This window comes from Variovorax rhizosphaerae (assembly GCF_037889975.1).
GTDB classification, from domain to species: Bacteria; Pseudomonadota; Gammaproteobacteria; order Burkholderiales; family Burkholderiaceae_C; genus Variovorax; species Variovorax rhizosphaerae.
On sequence record NZ_JBBKZT010000004.1, the window covers coordinates 106,737 to 126,731 of the forward strand.

At 67.5% G+C, this 19,995-nt stretch carries 16 protein-coding genes; 4 read left to right on the forward strand and 12 right to left on the reverse strand.

Annotated features, from left to right (window positions below; genetic code table 11):
• Nucleotides 1-2: 2 nt before the first annotated feature.
• From WKW82_RS09715 to WKW82_RS09740, 6 genes are read right to left on the reverse strand one after another with little or no spacing between them, the layout of a single operon-like run.
• A complete protein-coding gene (locus WKW82_RS09715) occupies nucleotides 3-2,090 on the reverse strand; it encodes an SdrD B-like domain-containing protein (RefSeq protein ID WP_340342077.1) in 2,088 nt (695 codons plus the stop codon).
• Nucleotides 2,087-2,911: a fimbrial biogenesis chaperone gene (locus WKW82_RS09720; RefSeq protein WP_340342078.1), complete on the reverse strand. Its 825-nt coding sequence runs from the start codon at nucleotides 2,909-2,911 to the stop codon at nucleotides 2,087-2,089. Before WKW82_RS09720 ends, WKW82_RS09715 begins: the two co-directional genes overlap by 4 nt.
• Nucleotides 2,908-3,375, reverse strand: a complete 468-nt coding sequence (locus WKW82_RS09725; RefSeq protein ID WP_340342079.1) for a hypothetical protein — start codon at nucleotides 3,373-3,375, stop codon at nucleotides 2,908-2,910. The genes WKW82_RS09720 and WKW82_RS09725 overlap by 4 nt, the downstream gene beginning before the upstream one ends.
• On the reverse strand, nucleotides 3,372-4,028 hold the full coding sequence (locus WKW82_RS09730) for a hypothetical protein (RefSeq protein ID WP_340342080.1): 657 nt from the start codon (nucleotides 4,026-4,028) through the stop codon (nucleotides 3,372-3,374). The genes WKW82_RS09725 and WKW82_RS09730 overlap by 4 nt, the downstream gene beginning before the upstream one ends.
• A gap of 33 nt (nucleotides 4,029-4,061) precedes the next feature.
• Nucleotides 4,062-4,712, reverse strand: a complete 651-nt coding sequence (locus WKW82_RS09735) for a hypothetical protein (protein WP_340342081.1) — start codon at nucleotides 4,710-4,712, stop codon at nucleotides 4,062-4,064.
• A 20-nt stretch (nucleotides 4,713-4,732) separates the two neighbouring features.
• Nucleotides 4,733-5,377, reverse strand: coding sequence for a hypothetical protein (locus tag WKW82_RS09740; RefSeq protein ID WP_340342082.1), 645 nt, complete (start codon nucleotides 5,375-5,377; stop codon nucleotides 4,733-4,735).
• A 285-nt stretch (nucleotides 5,378-5,662) separates the two neighbouring features.
• Between WKW82_RS09740 and htpG the strand changes: the two genes are divergently transcribed.
• Entirely contained in the window at nucleotides 5,663-7,708 is a 2,046-nt protein-coding gene (htpG, locus tag WKW82_RS09745) for a molecular chaperone HtpG (protein WP_340342083.1), read from the forward strand.
• A 121-nt stretch (nucleotides 7,709-7,829) separates the two neighbouring features.
• Nucleotides 7,830-8,228, forward strand: a complete 399-nt coding sequence (locus tag WKW82_RS09750; protein ID WP_340342084.1) for a hypothetical protein — start codon at nucleotides 7,830-7,832, stop codon at nucleotides 8,226-8,228.
• Nucleotides 8,229-8,300: 72 nt separating this feature from the next.
• Here WKW82_RS09750 and WKW82_RS09755 read toward each other — a convergent pair whose 3' ends face one another.
• The 5 genes from WKW82_RS09755 to WKW82_RS09775 all read right to left on the reverse strand — a co-directional run bounded on the left by WKW82_RS09755 (nucleotide 8,301) and on the right by WKW82_RS09775 (nucleotide 16,357).
• Nucleotides 8,301-9,317 carry a glycosyltransferase family 2 protein gene (locus WKW82_RS09755; protein WP_340342085.1) on the reverse strand — a complete coding sequence of 339 codons (1,017 nt, stop codon included), beginning with the start codon at nucleotides 9,315-9,317 and terminating at the stop codon, nucleotides 8,301-8,303.
• Between the two features lie 158 nt (nucleotides 9,318-9,475).
• Nucleotides 9,476-12,250, reverse strand: coding sequence for a M16 family metallopeptidase (locus WKW82_RS09760; protein ID WP_340342086.1), 2,775 nt, complete (start codon nucleotides 12,248-12,250; stop codon nucleotides 9,476-9,478).
• A gap of 168 nt (nucleotides 12,251-12,418) precedes the next feature.
• Nucleotides 12,419-13,567, reverse strand: coding sequence for a CaiB/BaiF CoA transferase family protein (locus tag WKW82_RS09765; RefSeq protein ID WP_340342087.1), 1,149 nt, complete (start codon nucleotides 13,565-13,567; stop codon nucleotides 12,419-12,421).
• A 68-nt stretch (nucleotides 13,568-13,635) separates the two neighbouring features.
• Nucleotides 13,636-14,616, reverse strand: a complete 981-nt coding sequence (locus WKW82_RS09770) for a Bug family tripartite tricarboxylate transporter substrate binding protein (protein WP_340342088.1) — start codon at nucleotides 14,614-14,616, stop codon at nucleotides 13,636-13,638.
• Between the two features lie 31 nt (nucleotides 14,617-14,647).
• Nucleotides 14,648-16,357, reverse strand: coding sequence for an acyl-CoA dehydrogenase family protein (locus WKW82_RS09775; RefSeq protein ID WP_340342089.1), 1,710 nt, complete (start codon nucleotides 16,355-16,357; stop codon nucleotides 14,648-14,650).
• Nucleotides 16,358-16,448: 91 nt separating this feature from the next.
• On the opposite strand from WKW82_RS09775, the gene WKW82_RS09780 reads away from it, so the two are divergent.
• Together WKW82_RS09780 and WKW82_RS09785 are read left to right on the forward strand one after the other, a co-directional pair.
• Nucleotides 16,449-17,327: a LysR family transcriptional regulator gene (locus WKW82_RS09780; protein WP_340342090.1), complete on the forward strand. Its 879-nt coding sequence runs from the start codon at nucleotides 16,449-16,451 to the stop codon at nucleotides 17,325-17,327.
• 90 nt (nucleotides 17,328-17,417) lie between these two features.
• Nucleotides 17,418-18,812, forward strand: coding sequence for a M20/M25/M40 family metallo-hydrolase (locus tag WKW82_RS09785; RefSeq protein ID WP_340342091.1), 1,395 nt, complete (start codon nucleotides 17,418-17,420; stop codon nucleotides 18,810-18,812).
• Between the two features lie 147 nt (nucleotides 18,813-18,959).
• Here WKW82_RS09785 and WKW82_RS09790 read toward each other — a convergent pair whose 3' ends face one another.
• Complete coding sequence (locus tag WKW82_RS09790; RefSeq protein ID WP_340342092.1) at nucleotides 18,960-19,976, reverse strand: 1-aminocyclopropane-1-carboxylate deaminase; 1,017 nt, start codon at nucleotides 19,974-19,976, stop codon at nucleotides 18,960-18,962.
• Nucleotides 19,977-19,995 lie beyond the last annotated feature (19 nt).

Sequence of the window (19,995 nt, forward strand, 5' to 3'; positions counted from 1 at the left end):
GATCATCTCTCGCGCTGCACCGCGAAGTCCGCCACGGCGGTGCTGCGCACGTAGACCTGCGCCATGACCCCGTCGCGCGACACGACGGCCCAGGGCAGCGGCACGTTGTCGGGCACCACCTCGATCCGGTAGCTGCCGGTGGCCACGGCCGGAAAGGCGTAGTAGCCCTGCGCATCGGTGCGTGCCACATAGCGGCGATCCAGCGTCACCGTCACGTTGGGCACGCCGCCTTCGCCGGCCTCGCGCTGGCCGTTGTTGTTCGGGTCGAAGTAGACATGGCCTTCGAGCCGGCCCGAGCCCATGCCCGGCGCGCCGCCGATGGGCGCAAGGTTGACGCCCGCACTGGCCTCCCAGCGCAGCGCGACCTGCATCGACCGGTTCGATGGCGCTTTGAAGACCGGCGCCTGCATGGCGGTGGTCAGCGCCGACACCACGGCCGGGTTGAACGGTTCCCGCCCGCGCGCCGCCGTGTATTGCGCGACCACCGACCAGCCCGCGCCCAACGGCCACATCACGCGTGCGTTGGCATCGAGGTAGCGGCTGGTGTTGTCGCCCATGCCGTTGCTGCCGCGCGCACTCAGGTCGAGCCGCCCGCCGGCCAGGAAGGGCAGGCTGCCCAGCACGCCCCAGATCACCGAACGCGTCGAGAAGCCGTACTGCCGCGACTGCTCGAAGGCCAGCGTGGTCGACAGCGAACTCGATTCGCCAACCCGCCATTGGTGATCCACGCCGATGCGCGCCAGCCGCTGGCGCTCGCCATGCGCGAAGTCGGCGCGCCACTGGCTCTGGCCCCATCGCGGCGAGATGCGCTCCCAGCTCAGTTGCAAGGATTGCGCGGCCTGCCTGCCGCTGCGGGCCGCCAGCGTGACAGCCAGCGCATCGCGCGAGTCGAAGCGGTAGCGTCCGTACAGGTTGCCGAACACCGACCGCCCCTGCATCCCGCTCACGCTGTCGCTCGCTTCGACATTGGCGCTGAGTTGCCACTGGCGTGTCGACAAGTCGCCGCGCCATGACGCGCCGCGCAGGTCGCCCGCGAGCGGATTGCTGCCCCAGCGCAGCGCCGGATCGAAGCTGAAGACGCTGACGCCCTGCTGCAGCCAATCGCCGCGCCACAAGGCATCGACCCAGAGGCCGTTGGCCGAATCACGCGGCGCGAGCGAGCCTCGGACCGAAGGCTGGCCCGTGCTGTGCGCATAGTTGGCCTGCACCCGCAAGCCGCCTGGGCGCTCCTGCACCGGCCCGATGCCCGGACCGATCGCCTCGGCCCACGGCGCCACCCCTTGCCATGACACGGCACCCCAGAGCGAGCGCGTGTCCTGCGCGAAGCCGGGCAGGCCGTTCAAGTTGGCGTTGCGCGTCTCCACCCATTGGAAGGCGGCGTCGCTGCGGCCGATGCCGAGCGGGTTGTCGCCGCCGCCGATCTGTCGTTGCGCGCCCAGCGTCACGGTGTTCCCGCGTCCCAGCGCAAAGCCCTGCGAATCAAGGCCCTCGAAGAAGCCAAGCCGGCCGGCCGACAGGTTGAGCGTGGTGCGTGTGCCCTGCTCCAGGCTCGAGGAAAAGCCTTCGATCGGCAGGGACGGCAGGTAGACCCGGCCCATCCCGCGCGACATCGGCGTGGCCGCGGTGTTGATGTTGCCGATGCTGTTGTTGGCGAACCAGCCATTGCCGAAGGGCATGCCACGCTGGTCGATGCGGCCGGTGCTGCCGTCGCGGTAGGAGAGGCTGTAGAAGAGGTTGCCGGCGCGACCGCCCAGCGAGTCCACGGTGATGCGGTTGCGGTAGCGGTTGATGTGCAGGTCGGCGGAGAAGGTGCCGTGGTTGGGCGTGTCGAGGTAGCCGTCGATCTGCAGTGTCTCGTTGCGGATCCGGTTCGCCCCGCCCTGGCGCAGCGATTGCAGTTCCACGCTGCCGCCGCGGCGCCAGCCGGTGTCCGGCGCGGCCGGTTCCGTCTCCTGCACGGCCTGCGGCGCCTCGTCCAGCACGCGGTCCTCGTAGGGCGCGCGGTCCGCGTCAGGCACGCGCACAGGCTCGGCCGCATGACCGCCCGCGCCGAGCAAGCCCAGCGCAACCCAGGGCCAGCGCGGCATCATGGGCCGAAGCGCTCGTCGATTTCCGTCGTCCCCGCTTCACCCCATTCGAGCTTGCCCCGCACCGTCACCGGAAAGCGCACCTGCACCTGTGCGTCGGCGTTGCCAGGGCGCGTCGCTGCGAGGGCGATATCGCGTGTTTCCCCCGGCAGGATCGGTGCACTGGCCGCAGTGAATTCGAGCGCCGTGCCGCTGGCGTCCGTGCCAGCCAGGAAGCCGGCCAGGCGCCCATGCGCATTGCCGTCGTTGCGCACCTTGAGAATGGGCGTGCGCTGGCCGTTGACCTGCTGCACCGCGCTGCCGACGATCGCAAGCGCCGGCTGCACCTTGCCCACCGCGACGTAGACGATCACGCCGATGCGCCCGGCCAGGCCGACCGGCACGCCCGGCCCGGCCGCCTGCTCCTTGCCTTCGATGAGCACTGCGAAGCGGCACTCCATCGGCGGCGTGTCCGCAGGCGGCATGACTTCGATGCGGTAGCGGTAGGGGCGACCGGGCGACACCACGACCTCCCTGCGCTCGATGGCCACCCACGGCCGGCAGCTGCCTGGCGCCAGTTCTTCCTTGAAGTCGACGGAACCATCGGCCTGCAGCCGCCAATCGGCGGTGCGGACGCTGTAGCCACCGGGTCGGGCGTCGACCTGCGAGAGCTCGATGACCTGGCGTGCCGCCTTGCCCGGCTCCGCACGGATCTCGAAGCGCGGCGGCGACACGGCCAGCGCGAACTGCGCGAGGGCTGCGGGACAGGCCGCGCCGAAGACCGACGCCAGCAGCAACTGGCGCGCCGACACGCGGAGGGCAAAGGAGCACGGAAGGGCGGTCAAGGCGAAACCTCGATCTCGAAATGGAAATGAAGCGACTGCATGCGCGTCAACAGCCGGCCGTCGGCCATGAGGCTGAGCTCCAGGGTCTCGGTCAGGAAGGCATCGCGCACCAGGCCGTCGAACACCACGGCTCGATCGCCGCCGCGCAAGGCGCCGGGCAGCAGCCGGCCCTGCGTGCGCCACGTGGCGCTGAGCCGTTGCCCTTCGGTCGGCGCCAGCACCATGTAGATGCGGGCCGGCCGGTTCACCCATGCCGAGAGCTTGAGCCGCAGCGCAACGTTGAGCCGGCCTTCCACCGTGTGGTCCGCATTGCGCGAAGGCACCAGCTGGCGCCAGCGCATCGGCGTGACCGGCTGGCTGACCACCGTGCCGGTGTCGTCCACGCGAAAGGTCGCAGCCATCGTGCCCGCGCAGCCCAGCGCAAGAAGAGTCGCGAATGCGATGCCGCGCATCCACCGGGTCATGGCGCAGCCAACTGGTAGGTGGCCCGGCCGGTGAACGTGCCGGCCGGCTGCATCTGGTCGTTGGCGTAAGTGAAAGTCAGGCAACCCTCGAACCAGGTGTTGCGGGGGATCGAATTGGCGATGGTCTGGGTGCCGCTCGTGAAAGTGCCGCTCCGGATCGCCGGAGCGCCGGTGTCGTCCTGGCCGCCGGAGACCCATGAGATCGTGCTGAACGGGATCGTCGCGCCGCCCGTACCCACGAGGCTTGGCGGCGTGTTGACCGTCAAGCTGGCCGCACTGCCTGCGGCGCCCGGCGTCCGGTAGAACCCGCCCACGTAGACCGCCCCAGCGCCGGAGTCGCAATAGTTGAAACCGTCGTACGGGCTGTTGTTGACGCTGCTGTTGGTGCTCATCCTCAGCGGGCCGCTGCCAAGCGTGTCGGCGGTGACGGTGGCCGTCACGCTATTGATGGAGGCGTTGTTGCCAGGCGTGCCGCCGTCTTCGTACCGACCTGACATCCCGCCGGTGCCCACCTGCAGGTAGAGCGCCCGCGAGCCGGTCGAGATGGTCACTTCATACCCGCGGGCCTGATCGCAGCCCAGTAGCACGGCGAGTCCCAGGAGCGCGGGTGCCGGCAGGCCGGCGGCGTATCGGCGATGAAGCTTGGTGGGCATGGCGATCGGAGTGAGGTGGAGTCAGGAGAGGTGTCACGGCATGGCCGCCGTGTAGGTCACGCGACCGTTGTTGGCGCCGATGCCGCCGTAGCTGCCCGCAGCCACTACGTCGACGTTGGCATAGCCGTAGGTCCACCGGCCTTCGCGCTGGACCAGCCTGTTGGTGCTTCCCAGCAGCACGGCGGTACCCGGCCCGCCTGCGGCATTGAAGGCCGGGTGCGTGATGGCGCCGTTGTTGAACCCGTTCGTCGTCGCCGCCAGCGGCCCCGGTGTCACGGTGATGCGGTTCCAGCCGATTTGCTGGGCGGCCACGCCGTTGTTGAGCGGGCCGGAGGTGATCGAATTGAGCGTGATGTCGCCGCCGTTGCCGCGGACACGCACGGTCACGGCGCCGGCGCTCAAGTCGCCGCCGGTCGCGGCCACCGGCGTGCCGTTGCCGACCGACGCAGCCGGCACCGTGAAGCTGATGAGGTCGACGGAGCCTACGCTCGCGTAGTCAGTGCCGGTGCCCACGCGCAGGTACAGCACGCGGGGAATCGTCACGATGAAATCCAGGTGCGCCGTGGCGCTCATGGCGCCCGACGGCACCCCGACATAGTTCGATTCGGCTTGCGCCGACGCCGTCCAGGCGGCCAGGCCGGCAACAAGCCAAGCCCAGGGCCGCCACTGCGCGATCAGGCGCATGGCTGCTGAACGTCAGTCGTTCAGGGCATGGTGGCGGTGTAGGTCACGCGGCCGCCCTGGGTGTTCACGCCACCGTAGGTGCCTGCCGCCAGGACGTCCTGGTTCAGGTAGGTGAAGGTCCACTTGCCCTCCTCGCGCACCGTGCCGTTGACGGCGGCGATATTGGTGGGTTGCCCATTGCCGGTGTTGCTCGGGGCGAAGGTTGGATGGGCGATTCCGGTGTTGTTGTAGCCGGCCGTCATGCCCGCCGTGAGCGGTGCGCTCGCCACCGCGATTCGGTCCCAGCCGACGTTGCTGCCCGATCCGTTGTTGAGCGGCGTGACGGCAGAGTTCAGGGAAACCGTGCTGGCGCCGTTGGCCATGAGTCGCACCGTCACTGCGCCGGTGCCGAGGTCGCCACTGGGGGCGGTCGCCGCCACCACCGTGCCATTGCCGACGTTGCCCGCCGGGACCGTGAAGTCGATGAGATCGACGGTGGTGTTGTTGGCGAATTTGGTGCCGGTACCGACTTGCAGGAACAGCACGCGCGGCACGGTGATGCGGAAGTCGAGCTTGGCGGCGGCCGTGGCCCCCGCTGCTGCGGGTGAGACGTAATTTGATTCGGCCAGCGCGGCGAGCGGCGTCGCAACCATGGCCATGACAGGAATCAAGTAATACTTTTTCATGATCCATCCCCTAACAAAAACAAAGTTGAATGGAGGGTGACAAGGCCTCGGAGACAAATGTATGGCACCGGCTATCAATGGTGGGGCGGTCGTACGTGCGAACCTGCATTTCGATGAAAACATCACGAATCGGCGTTGCAAAAGCGCCGCGCGGTTCCGGTGATGTCGGTGATTTGACTTACATGTCCGACGCCTCGCGGCAGTTGAAAATGCGAGACCCGTGACCAACTGAGGTCCGGGCCGGCACCGCGCCGGCTTTCGACCATCCAAACCCGTTTTTTCCCAATGACCAGCGCCAGCACCAAACTCCCGTTCCAGGCCGAAGTCGCCCAGCTGCTTCACCTCGTCACCCACTCGCTCTACTCCAACAAGGAAATCTTCCTGCGCGAGCTGATCTCGAATGCGTCGGACGCGTGCGACAAGCTGCGCTTCGAAGCCATCAACGACGGCGGCCTGTACGAAGACCAGCCCAACCTGGAAGTGCGCGTGACCTTCGACAAGGCCGCCCGCACCCTGACCATCGCCGACAACGGCATCGGCCTCAGCAAGCAGGAAGCCATCGACAACTTGGGCACGATCGCCAAGAGCGGCACCAAGGACTTCATGAGCAAGTTGAGCGGCGACCAGAAGGCCGACGCACAGCTCATCGGCCAGTTCGGCGTGGGCTTCTATTCGGGCTTCATCGTGGCCGACAAGATCACCGTCGAATCGCGCCGCGCCGGCATGGTGGCGGGCGAGGGCGTGCGCTGGGTCAGCGGCGGCGCCGGCGACTTCGAAGTGGAAACCATCGATCGCCCGCAGCGCGGCACCAGCGTCACGCTGCACCTGCGCGAGGATGCGGAGGACTACCTCAACGCCTGGAAGCTCAAGCAGGTCATCGGCAAGTACTCCGACCACATCTCGCTGCCCATCCTCATGGAAAAAGAGGAATGGAAGGAAGGCGAGAACGACCAGCCCGGCGACATGGTGAAGACTGGCGAATGGGAGCCGGTCAACAAGGCCAGCGCCCTCTGGACGCGCGCCAAGAAGGACATCACGCCCGAGCAGTACAGCGAGTTCTACAAGACCATCAGCCACGACTACGAGGCGCCGCTGGCCTGGAGCCACAACCGCGTCGAAGGCAGCACCGAATACACGCAGCTGCTCTTCATCCCGTCGAAGGCGCCGATGGACCTGTGGAACCGCGACAAGAGCGCGGGCCTCAAGCTCTACGTCAAGCGCGTCTTCATCATGGACGATGCCGAGGCGCTGCTGCCGAGCTACCTGCGCTTCGTCAAGGGCGTGATCGACTCGGCCGACCTGCCGCTCAACGTGAGCCGCGAACTGCTGCAGGAAAGCCGCGACGTGAAGGCGATCCGCGAAGGCAGCACGAAGCGCGTGCTGGCGATGCTGGAGGACCTGGCGAACAAGGCGGCGGCCGCTGCGAGCGCCAAGGCTGCGGAAGACGCCCAGCCTGCGGATGAGGCCAAGACTGCGGAAGACGCCAAGCCCGCGGATGAGGCCAATGCCGACGACGAAGTCACCGATGTCGTCGACAAGAAGGAAGACGCCGCCGAGACCCACAGCGAGGACGCCGGCAAGTACGCCAAGTTCTACGCCGAGTTCGGCGCCGTGCTGAAGGAAGGCCTGGGCGAGGACCACGGCAACCGCGACCGCATCGCCAAGCTGCTGCGCTTCGCGTCCAGCGCCAGCGACACCGTGAGCGTGAGCCTGGCCGACTACAAGGCCCGCATGAAGGAAGGCCAGGAGGCGATCTACTACATCACGGCCGACACGCTCGCCGCCGCCAAGAACAGCCCGCAGCTCGAACTCTTCAAGAAGAAGGGCATCGAGGTGCTGCTGATGACCGACCGCGTCGACGAATGGGCGCTGAGCTACCTGCACGAATTCGACGGCACGCCGCTGCAGAGCGTAGCCAAGGGCGCGGTCGATCTCGGCTCGCTGCAGGACGAGGAAGAGAAGAAGGCCGCGGAAGCCGCTGCCGAGACCTTCAAGCCCGTGCTGGAGCGCCTGAAGGAAGCGCTCAAGGACAAGGCCGAGGACGTGCGCGTCACCACGCGCCTGGTCGACTCACCGGCCTGCCTGGTGGTGAAGGACGGCGGCATGAGCACGCAGCTCGCGCGCATGCTCAAGCAGGCCGGCCAGCCCGCACCGGAACTGAAGCCGGTGCTGGAAGTCAACGCCGACCATGCGCTGGTGAAGAAGCTGGAGACTTCGGCACATTTCGACGACCTGGCCAACATCCTGTTCGACCAGGCCTTGCTGGCCGAGGGTGGGATGCCGCAAGATCCGGCTGCCTATGTGCGCCGCGTCAATGCGCTCTTGATTTAGGCAATGCTGAATGCCAACGCGCGCCGCCGCCTGCGTGCGACGGCGTAGCGTTCAGGCGTTGCAATCGGGTCGGACGCGGAAGGCCGGGCACGCAGTCCGGCCATTTTTGTGAAGGAGCCACTTGACCACTTCCAACTCGCCTCAGGGCACTCTGGTCCGCGCCACGCGGCGCTTGGTCGCGGGCGCTGCCGTCTTCGCGGCCGGCGTTGCACTGGCCGGCTGCGCCGTGGGGGCGGGCATCGGCGTGCCGATCGTTCCGGGCCTCTCGCTGAATCTGGGCGTGGGCCCGGGCGGCCCCGTCATCGGCGTCAGCACGGGCTGGGGCCCGCTGGGCGCAGGTGTCAGCTTGAATCACCGGGGCCAGCTCTATGCCAGTGCCGGAGCCAGCGCAGGCATTGGTGGCGTCGGCGTTGGTGTAGGCAAGAGCGTCATGCTGCACGATCCGTTGCTGCCCTCGGCTTCCGGCCCGGTGCTCGGGACCGCGGCCTTGGGATCGCCTGGGAATCCGGTTGCGCCTTGAGGACAGCGAGTCTCGGCGGCGATGACGCCCGGCCCGCTTCCGGCCAAGCCACACGGACGCATCCGCGTCGGTTCAACCGTGGTACGAGAGGGCCTGCACGTGCGCCTTGGAGTGCCTGGGCGTGTGCACGCCAAGGCTGCGAAACAGCGCGCCAGTCATGTCGATTGCCGAATACGCCAGCACCAGCGCGGCGGCGCCAAGCCACCGCACGCCGCGCACGGGCGGAAGGTCCTGGTGGTTGATGGCGCGCAGGCTGAACACCAGCCGTGACGCGAGCACGCACAGCGGGCCGATGGGGCCGCTGTGGGCCAGCCACTGCATGGGTGCGGGCATGTAGGTCTTGACCAGCAGTGGCGTCAGGCCGTGGCTGTCCTGCCCGCGCAGCCACCGCAGCTTGAACCATTCACGGCGCGTGTCCGGCAGGCGGTGCTGGGTATGGGCACGGGCCTCGTAGCAGACCGGCACGCCCTCCGCCTGCAGCCGCAGGCCCAGCACCTGGCAATCCAGCCGGTAGACGCCGTCCAGCGCCTGGTAGCTGTAGCGCTCGAACACGTCGCGGCGGAACACCACGTTGTTCGCATAGAAATTGCGCGTGCCGCCCGGGCGCAGCGGGCTTGGGAAGTACATGAAGTCCAGCGTGGTCAGCGCGATGCCGGTCAGGCTGGTGTCGTAGCTGGTGCGGCCGGCCACGACGGAGGGGCCGTCGGGGCCGTCGAGCGGCTCGAGCAGGCGCTCGAGCCAGTCGGCCGCCGGCAGGCAGTCGGCATCGGCAAAGGCGACATAGTCACAGCGGGCCGCATCGGTTGCGTCGAAACCCACGTTCTTGGCGTAGTAGTAGCCGGTGTAGTCCTCGATCTCGACAAAGTCGATTTGCCGGTGCGCCAGTCGCTCGATGCTCTTGCAGATATGGGGTGGAAGGCCGTCGTGCAAGATGACGACTTGCCCGAGCGCCGTGAGCGGCAGTGTCTGCTGGCCCAGCAGCAGGACCAGGCGCTGCAGGCTTGCGGAGACGAATTCCATGCCGGGGCCGCCTCGCAGGTTGTTGGTTTCGAGCACCAGCGCTGTACGCGCCGCGACCGCAGTTGACATGATGATTCCTCGAATTTGCGAGGCATTGTTCCTTGCTTTGGCGAAAATGTACTCGTATTTGCATTTGCGAACGACCCGGGGCCGAGCGGTTTCAGTCCGGGCGTTGGCTGCGAAGCCTGTATTTGCGTGAGGGCGGTGCTGCGCGCTGCGCGGGAAGGTCAAGGAAAGGTGCCAGCCATGATCTCGACCATGCGGTCCGGGCGCAGGTACTTGCGCAGGGCTGCGTTTACCGCGTTGGCGTCGAGCTTCCTGTAGGCCTCATCGAAGGCCGCATGGCGCTGCATGCCGTGGCCATGGCGCAGAAGATTGGCAAGCGTTGCGGCCAGCGTGGCAGGTTGGGCCAGGTCGTCCACGCGTGCGCTGAGGATGGCTCGCGTCGAGACGATGACTTCGCGGTCGCTGTAGCCAGCGGTGGCGCGCTGGGTCAGTTCATCACGGACGATGGCTTGCAGCCGAGTTCGGTTCTGCGGGGCAAAGCTGGCGGCGAGGTTGATGGACGCCGCATGGCCGCCAGTCAGTTCCTTGCTGGCAGATGGCGCGCTCAGCGAAGCCTCGATGCTGTAGCTCAGCCCCTCGTCTTCGCGCACGCGCTTGGCCAGCGAGCCTCGCAGGATCCGGATGCCGGCAAAGAGCGCGGGGTAGTCCGGGGACTCGGAATTCATGGCCAGCGGTATGCGTGCGACATAGCTGGCGTTGGCCTTGTCCGGGATCCAGAGGGGCGGGGAGGGTGGCATGCGGTCCAGGTCGGTCGGCCATTCAGCGGACCATCCGTGCCGCGGCTCCTGGCTGGCCCATTCCCCGAGTTCCTTCTGCCATTGCGCCGTGACCTCGTTGGGCTGTACCGGCCCGACCAGTGCCAGCTCACCGTCGCGGGCGCCGCCAAAGCGCGCCCAGAAGAGGTGCAATTGGGCGGGGGTGAGGGCTCGCATCTGCGCAATCTGCTCGTCGAGGGTACGCAGGGTGCGGGGGTCGCCGGGCGGATAGCGGCCCGCATCCCGTCCGGCCTGGTCGGTCGCTGGCGCGGAAAAGACCTGATGCAACGCGAGGCTCGCGACGACGGCAGGATCGGACCCTGAGCTCGCCAAGCCGGCCAGCGAGAGCGCTTGCACCTGCTGGAACGCGGCATCGCCGAATCGCGGCCTGCGCAGGATCTCCGACAGCAGCGCATCGAAGCTGGCGAGGTGGCGGGCCGGCACTTCGAAGTTGGCGGTCAGCGCGCCGGCATTCGCACCGATGCGAAGGGTGGCGTCCAGTGCGAGCAGCGACTTCGAGATGTCATCGGCGCTTCGCGCTTGTGTCCCCATCATCAGCATGCGGCCCGCCATTTCCGCGACGGCGACTTGGCCATTGAGGCTTTCGGCGCTGCCCCAGCGAAGGCGCAGCGTGCCGGTCACGCGATCGCCCTTGGTGGGGCGCGGCAGCATGACCAGCTTGAGCCCGGGTTCGCCGCCCACGGTCAACTGCCGATAGACGGCATGCGCCTCGATGTTCGACACGGTCGATGGGAAGTCGTCGGCCGGTGCCGCCGACGCAGTGCCGCCCTTGTAGTCGGCCAGTTCGCTGGCGACATCCACCGGCGCCATCAGGGGTGCGCGCGGCGGAAGTTCGTGGGCGGGCAGGTAGGTGCCGAGGGTACGGTTCGATGGCAGCAGCCAGGTGTCGGCCACGCGTTGCACTTCCGGCAGCGTGACACTGGCGATCCAGTCGCGCATCGCGAACCAGAGACGCCAATCGCCACGCGCGATCGCTTCGCTCAGGGCCGGGCTCAGGCTCTCCGGATTGCGCGTGATGTCGTTGAGGCTCTTGAGCGCTCGACTGCGCGCTTGCTCGACTTGGGATTCGGTCAGGCGGAGCGATTCCATGGTGCGCGCCAGTGCCTGGCCGGCTCGCAGCGCCTCGGCCTCGCTGGTGCCTTCGGCAAGGGTGAGACCGGCCGTGAGATAGCCTGGCTCGCCGAGAAAAGGGACAAAGCTGGCTTGCGCTGTACCGACGCCGCGGCGAATCAGCGCCTCGCTGAGGGGCCCGCCATCCATGCCGATGGATTGCGCCAGCACCGCCAAGGGTGCGAACGCGCGCGACGTGGCGGGCATCACGTGGTACAGCACGGCCACCTTCGCACTGCCACCGACACGGCGCAGGACGACGCTGCGCTCGCCGTCCTGCGCGGGTTCCACCGTGTAAGGCGCCGGCATTCGTTCCATGGGCCTCGGGATCGGTCCGAAGGTTTTCTCGACCTGGGCCCGGACCGCCGCCGCGTCGAACGTCCCGCCGATCACCAGCACTGCGTTGTCGGGGCGGTAGTTGCGCTCATAGAAAGAGCGCAGCCGCTCGATCGGGATGTGCTCGACGTCGGACCGCGCGCCCAGCGGCCTGTGGCCGTAGCCGTGCCAGTCGTAGGCGGTCGCCAGCATGCGACTGCCGAGCACGCCGGTGGCGTCGTTCTCCGCGCGCTCCATTTCATTGCGCACGACCGTGAGTTCGCTGCTGAATTCGCCCTTGCGGATGTTGGCCCGCGTCATGGCCTCGGCCAGCCAGGCGAGGGTCCAATCCAGGGTCTCCGGGTTGTTGCGGAAAAACGCGAGGTAGTTGGTGCGATCCTGTGCGGTGGTGCCGTTCCAGCGCACGCCGCGGAGGTTCAGTTCAGCCTTGGGGTCGGCAATGGTGGCGGTGGACCGGAACAGCATGTGTTCGAGCAAGTGCGCCGCACCGGTCTCGCCATGGCCCTCATGCGCGCTGCCGACGCGGTAGGTCAGGTTGACCGTGGTGGTTGGCGTGGAGGCGTCCGGCGCCAGCAGCAGGCTGAAGCCGTTGGGCAAGGCGTACTCGGTGATGCCCTCGAGTTGACGGACTTCCTTCAGCGCCTGTGCGCAGGCCATGTTCGCCATCAACGCGAGCGCCAGCGCGGCGCCGAGCATTCTTGCCAGCCTGGTCATGTTTGCCTCCCTGGGGGCAATTTACACCAGGGGCAGACGCATGCGGCGGTGCGGTTCTCGCCTTGTACGACTTCGCAATCAAGCGCGTGACTGCGTTGGATCGCCGTGCCGTGCTACGGCACTGTCTGCGGCGCTCCGCCTTGCTCTGCGATGGATTGCAAAGTCGTATCAGGTGTCGGACTGGGCGGGCATGTCCAGGAAGCCGTCGCCCGGTGTCAGCGGCGCATGGCGATAGCTGGCCGGCGTGCGGCTCAGCTTCACCGGCGCGCCGATGCCGCGATAGCCGCCGGGCATCTCGACCACCATCTCGCGGTGCGCCGTGTGCGGATGGTTGAGCGCCGCGTCGACGGGCAGCACCGGTGCTGCGGGCACGCCGGCGGCCATCAGTTGGTCGACCAGCGTGCGGCGGTCGAACGAGGCCAGTGTTGCTTCCAGCGTTTGCTTGAGCGACGCACGGTTCACGGACCGCCCGCCGGCATCGCGGTACATCGGGTCCTCGGCCAGTTCCGCCCGGCCGATGACGCGGCAGAAGCTCGCGAACTGGCGGTCGTTGCCCACCGCCAGGAAGATCGGATCGGTGCCGGTGTTGAGCGCGTCGTAGGGGTAGATGTTCGGGTGCGCATTGCCGGTGCGCTTCGGCGTGCGGCCGTCCATGAACCAGTTGGCGGCATGCGGGTGCAACAGGGAGAGGCCGCTGTCGTACAAGGCCGCTTCCACGAACTGGCCGCGGCCGCTGCGTTGGCGCTCCTGCAGCGCGAGCAGCACGCCGATCACCGCATTGAGCCCGGTCACCATGTCCACAACCGGCAGGCCGACACGCAGCGCATCGCCGGAGGCTTCGCCGTTGACGCTCATGATGCCGGTCATGGCCTGCACCGCGGCGTCGTAGCCCGGCAACGCGCCGAGTGGACCATCCGTGCCGAAGCCCGACACGCGGCACCAGATCAGCCCGGGAAAGCGCTTCGACAACTCGTCGTAGCCGATGCCCCAGCGCTCCATCGTGCCGGTCTTGAAGTTCTCGATCAGCACGTCGGCCTCGGCCACCAGGGACAGCAAGGCTTCGCGGCCTTCTTCGCTGCCGAGATCCAGCGCCATGGTGCGCTTGTTGCGGTTGAGCCCGTGGTAGTACGAGGCGACGCCGTCGCGGAAGGGCGGGCCCCAGGTGCGGGTGTCATCGCCCTGCGGCGGCTCGACCTTCAGCACGTCGGCGCCGTGGTCGCCGAGGATCTGGCCGCAGTAGGGGCCGCCGAGGATGCGCGAGATGTCGAGCACGCGGATGCCCGCGAGTGCGCCGGTGTTGGGGATGCTGTTGTTCATTGCGGGCGTAGAAGGTGTGAAGATTTCGTAGCGAGATCGGTGGCCGCAGTAGAAAGATTCATACCTTCTCAATCCAGTTGCGCGCCGGACTGCTTCACGACGCCGGCCCACTTGGTCATCTGCGTGCCGATGAACTTGCCGAGTTGATCCGGCGCATTCGACGGCGCGGGCTCCAGTCCTTGCGACGCAAAGAGTTCCTTGACCCTGGGCGTGGCCAGCACTTCGACAAAGGCCTTGTTGAGCTTGGCGATGCGATCGGGCGGCGTGCCGGCCGGCGCGACGATGCCGAAGAACACGCTCACGTCGTAGCCGGGCACGCCCTGCTCGGCCACGGTCGGCACGTCGGGCAAGGCCTGCGAGCGCGTCGCGGTGGTCACGCCGAGCGCGCGTAGCTTGCCGGACTTGACGTAGGGCAGGGCGGTGAGCACGTCGGTGAAGCTCATGCTGACCTGGCCGCCGAGCAGGTCGGTCAGCGCCGGGCCGGTGCCCTTGTACGGAATGTGTTGCAGGTCGACGCCGGCCAGGGTGTTGAACATCACGCCGGCCAGGTGCGACGAAGCGCCATTGCCGGACGATGCATAGCTCAGCTTGCCCGGATTGGCCTTGGCATAGGCGATCAGTTCCTTCACGTTCTTCGCGGGCACGCTCGGGTTCACGACCAGGATGTTCGGCAGGTGGCCGACCTGGATGACGGGCGCGAAGCTCTTGACCGGGTCGTAGTTGACCTTGCGGTAGAGGCTCGAATTGATGGCCAGCGGGCCCGAGGTGCCGAACAGCAGCGTCTGCCCATCGGGCGCGGCGCGCGACACGTACTCGGCGCCGATGTTCCCGCCAGCACCCGCGCGGTTCTCCACGATCATCGGTTGGCCGAGGCGGTCCTTCATCTCGGCGGCGAGCGTGCGCGCCATGGCGTCGGTCGGGCCGCCGGGCGGGAAAGGGATGACCAGCATGATGGGCTTGTCGGGATAGGCGTCCGCATGCGCGGTCGTGGCGAGCGGCAGGGCGGTGGTGAAGGCCAGCGCGATGGCGACGGTCTGGATCAGTTTCATTTCTTGTCTCTCTCTTGGGGTGTCCGGTCGTTCAGGCGGCGACGGTGGCGGCGATGGGTGCGGGAGCGGTCCAGTCGGCAGGGATGCCCGTCGGCGCCAACGGGTCGCGCGGCAGCACGCGGTGCAGCAGCACGAGTTGCGCCCACTCGATGCGTTGGGCCGAGTCGGCGCGCGCGCCCTCCCAGGCCATCGCGATGGCGCTGGCGCAGTGGTACAGGGCCGAGGCAGCCTGACGAGCGATGACATCGCCGTCCTTGGCGGCTGCAGATGCGCTGGCAGCGAGTGCGCAGGCGCGGTCCAGCGCGCCTCGCAACGCCTTCGAGAAAGCAGGCGCCAACGGCGCATCGTCGAGCAGCGCGCCGAAGTGCGCCTGCAAGGCGGGCAGCGAGTTCTCGCGCGTCACGGCGCGGATCACGTCGAGCGCGACGATGTTGCTGGTGCCTTCCCAGATCGAGCCCAGGTGCGCATCGCGCACGAGCCGCGGGTCGGCCCATTCCTCGATGTAGCCGCAGCCGCCGCGCACTTCCATCGCGTCGCCCGTGACCTTGCGCGCGTCGCGGCAGGCGCGGAACTTGATGAGCGGCGTGAGGATGCGCAGCAGCGGGTAGGCCGCCGCTTCACCGCCGTCGGAACGCATCAGCGCCTGCGCCGTCTGGAACACCATCGTGCGGGCCTGCTCGGCCGGCAGGCGCAGCTTCTGCAACTGCTTCTGCATCAGCGGCATGTCGGCCAAGCGCTTGCCGAAAGCGCGGCGCTCGCTCGCGATGTACTCGGCTTCGGCGCAGGCGCGGCGCATGAGGCCGGCGGCGCGCACGCCGTTCGACAGGCGCGAGTTGTTGACCATGTCGGCCATCTGCACGAAGCCGCGGCCCTGTTCGCCGACCAGGTAGGCGATGGCGCCCTCGAGCCGGATCTCGCCGCTGGCCATCGAGCGGGTGCCGAGCTTGTCCTTGAGGCGGATGATGCGGTAGTGGTTGTGCGCGCCGTCCTCGAGTTCGCGCGGCAGCAGGAACAGCGACACGCCCTTCATGCCGGCGGCCGAGCCCTCGACACGCGCCAGCACCATCGCGAAGTCGGCATCGGGGTTGGAGCAGAACCACTTGTCGCCGGTCAGGCGCCACTGGCCCTGGTCGTCCTGCGTGGCGCGGGTCTGCGTGGCCGCGATGTCGGAGCCTGCGGCCTGCTCGGTCATGAACATCGCGCCCTGCGCCAGTTCATCGAAGTCGAGCGACTGGAAGCGCGGCAGGTAGCGCTCGACCAGTTCGGGGCTGCCGAACTTCTTCAATGTGCGTGCGAGCGAATCGGTCATCGAGACGGGGCAGCACAGGCCGAACTCGGCCTGCACGAACAGGTAGGTCAGCACGTACTTGACGAGCGGCGGCATGCGGCCCTTCCAGCCCAGCGTCTCGTCGCGATGCGACATGGCGGCCAGGCCGAATTCGCTCAGCGCGATGCGCTCCATCTCGACGTAGGCGGGGTGCTTGTTGATGCGCTGTTGGTCGATGCCGGTGCGCGTGCGCAGCGCCAGCGTCGGCGGGTGGATGTCGGCCGTGTGCGCGAGTTCGTCGAGCGGTCCGCCGGCCAGTGCGCCGAGGCGCTCGAAGTGCGGCTGCATGTGGCGCAGCAGGTCATGTGGGAGGTAGAGCGCGAGCAGCTTGTGCAGTTCGCTGTCGGTGGTGAAGAGGTTCTGGCCGTGGCGGTCGGGCACGGGATGGGCGGCGTCTGCGGCGGTGGGGGCCATGCGTTGTCTCCTTGTCTGGCGCGGATTGTTGGCGCGGCGACGATATCTGTCTAATATCGAATTTGACTGGTCTGATTTGATTGGGCTATCGATGGAATTGCGCCACCTGCGTTACTTCACGGTGCTGGCCGAGGAACTGCACTTCGGCCGCGCCGCGCGGCGGCTGTCGATCTCGCAGCCGCCGCTGAGCGTGGCGATCCGGCAGCTGGAGGAGTCGGTCGGCGCGCGGCTGTTCGAGCGCAACAGCAAGGAGGTGCGGCTTACGCCGGCGGGCGATGCGCTGCGTGCCTCGGCGCAGACCCTGCTGCGACAGGCCGAGGAGGCCGCACTTGAGGCACGCGACGTGTCGAAGGGCTCGGCCGGGCGCCTGCGCATCGGCTTCGTCGGCGCGATGCTTTACCGGGGCTTGCCGCAGGCGCTGGCGAGCTTCCAGGCGGCGCATCCTGCGGTGCGCGTGTCGCTGTCGGAGTTGAACTCGGGCCAGCAGATCACCGAGCTGCTGCACGATCGCATGGACGTCGGCTTTGTGCACACGAGCCGCATGCCGGCAGAGTTGCAGCAGGTGCTGTTGCTGTCGGAGCCCTTCATGGTGTGCGTGCCGGCATCGCATCGGCTGGCGCGGCGCCGCAGCGTGGGCCTCGCGAGCCTTCGTGACGAGCCCTTCGTGCTGTTCTCGCGCGAGGCTTCGCCGGACTATCACGAGCGCATTCTTTCGATCTGCGCGGGCGCGGGCTTCCGGCCCGAGGTGCGGCATGAGGTGCGGCACTGGCTGTCGGTGGTGTCGCTGGTCTCGCAGGGCATGGGTGTCGCGCTGGTGCCGAGTGCGTTGCAGCATGCGGCGCTGCGCGGGGCGGTGTTTCGGCCGTTGGAGGAAGACGTGGCCGGGTCGGATGCGTTTTGCGTGTGGCGCAGCGGGCCGGACAACGCGGTGGTGCAGAACTTCCTGAAGGCGGTGAAGGACGGGCGCTGAGGCGCGGTCTCGCAGCCAACTGCGGGACAGCGCGCAAGGCTTGCACTCCGCTATCCTCCACGCCCCGGATCACAAGGAGGAGAGATCGCCATGAAGTTCAGATTGCTGGCCTTGCCGCTGGCCATGCTCGGCTGCTGCGCCGGCTTGGCGCAAGCAGCGCCCGAGGTCGATGAGGCCAGTTGGTTCACCGACACCTACAAGGAACTCATCGAGATCAACACGACCTATTCGGTCGGCAACACCACCGATGCCGCCAAGGCGATGCAGAAGCGCCTGCTCGATGCAGGCCTGCCCGCGGCGGACATCGAGGTGCTCGAGCCCTTCCCGAAGCGCGGCAACCTGCTCGCGCGCTACCGCGGCACCGGTGCGAAGAAGCCCTTGCTGCTGCTGGCGCACATCGACGTGGTGGAGGCGAAGAAGGAGGAGTGGAAGACCGATCCCTTCAAGCTGCAGGAGCAGAACGGGTACTACATCGCCCGCGGTGCCATCGATGACAAGGCCATGGCCTCCGCCTACGTGTCGGCGCTGGGCCAGTTGAAGCGCGAGGGCTTCGTGCCCAACCGCGACATCGTGCTGGCGCTCACGTCCGACGAGGAACGCGACGTGCCTTCCAACGGCGCCGCCTGGCTGATCAAGAACCGCCGTTCGGATGTGGACGCGGAGCTGGGCATCAACGAGGGCGGACGCGGTGAACTGAAGGGCGGCAAGCCCTCGGTCCATGTGATGCAGATCGGCGAGAAGACCTACCTCGACTACGCGTTCGAAGCGACCGGCCCAGGCGGCCACAGCGCGCGACCCACGCCCGACAACACGATCTACGACCTGGCCGACGCCTTGACGCGCCTGCGGCAGTACCGCTTCCCGGTGCAGTTGAGCGAGGCGACGCGCGTGTACTTCGAGCGTTCCGCACCCTTCCAGGAGCATGCGCTGGCCGCGGATTTCCGCGAGGTGGCAACCGGCAAGCCTTCGCAGGCAGCGATCGACCGGCTGTCGAATCGTTCATCCATCGTCGGGCTGCTGCGCAGCACCTGCGTGGCCACGCAAGTAGAGGCGGGCCATGCGCCGAATGCGCTGGCGCAACGCGCGAAGGCGACGGTCAACTGCCGCGCGCTGCCGGGTGACGACATCGCCGCCATCAAGGCGAAGCTCGACGAGATTGCCGGGCCGAAGGTCAAGGTGTCGCCGATCGAACTCAGCGACTCGGCGCCGGCTTCGCCGCTGAACCCGGCTTTCATGGGCGTGGTCGAGCGCATCAGCGAAGCCATGTGGCCCGGCGTGCCGGTGATCCCGACGATGGGCGTCAGCACGACCGACAGCTACCGCTTTCGCGCGGCCGGGATTCCGATGTATGGCGTCTCGGGGCTGTTCGTGGACCCGGAGAAGACGGGCGTGCATGGGCTCAACGAGAACATCGGCGTCCAGCAGTTGAAGGATGGGCGCGAGTTCATGTACCGGCTGATCAAGGGGCTGGCCTCGAATCCATAACAAGACTTGGTTTGGGCTCGGGGCAGAAGGTGTGAAAGATTTCGTAGCGAGGGCGCCGAGGTCGGGTCGCGGAGCGGAACCGCACTCTCGTGCGGTGAGCACCACAGGCCCGAGATCGGCGTCCGCAGTAGAAAGATTCACACCTTCTCAGCCGTTGCGGAAGATGAAGCTGTAGGCGTTGAGCGCCGGCACGCCGCCCAGGTGCGCATAGAGCACCTTTGAGCCTGCCGGAAACTCACCGAGCCGTACCTTCTCGATCATCCCGTGCATCGACTTGCCCTCGTACACGGGGTCGGTCAGCATGCCTTCCATGCGCGCGCACAGGCGGATGGCTTCCAGCGTTCCCTCGTTCGGCAGTCCGTACTCGGGGCCGCCGAAGCGCGCGTCGAGCACCACGTCCGTGTCGGCGATCTCGTGGCCGAGTTCGACCAGTTCGGCCGTGTTCCGCGCGATGCGCAGGATCTGGTCGTAGGTCTTCTCCGGCTTGGCCGATGCATCGATGCCGATCACGCGATCGGCCCGACCGTCGGCCGCGAAGCCCACCACCATGCCGGCCTGCGTGCTGCCCGTCACCGAGCAGACCACGATGTAGTCGAACTTGAAGCCCAGCTCGGCTTCCTGCTGCCGCACCTCCTCGGCGAAGCCCACGAAGCCGAGGCCACCCTTCGGATGCTCCGAGCAGCCGGCAGGGATCGGGAAGGGCTTGCCACCCGACTGGCGCACGCTCTCCATCGCGTCCTCCCAGCTCTTGCGGATGCCGATGTCGAAGCCGGCCGCGTCGAGGCGCACATCCGCACCCAGGATGCGCGACATTTCGATGTTGCCGACCCGGTCGTACACCGCATCCGAATAGTTGACCCAGTTCTCCTGCACCAGCACGCACTTCAGGCCCAGGTGTGCAGCCACCGCTGCCACCTGGCGCGTCTGGTTGGACTGGATGCCGCCGATCGACACCAGCGTGTCGTAGCCGCCTTCGAGCGCCTCGGGGATCAGGTACTCCAGCTTGCGTGTCTTGTTGCCGCCGAAGGCCAGGCCGCTGTTGCAGTCCTCGCGCTTGGCAAAGAGCTCGACCTTGCCGCCGAGATGGGCGCTGAGTCGCCGCAAGGGCTGGATCGGCGTGGGGCCGAAGGTCAGGGGATGGCGTTGGAATTTCTGCAGGTTCACTTGGCGATTCCTTGTTGAA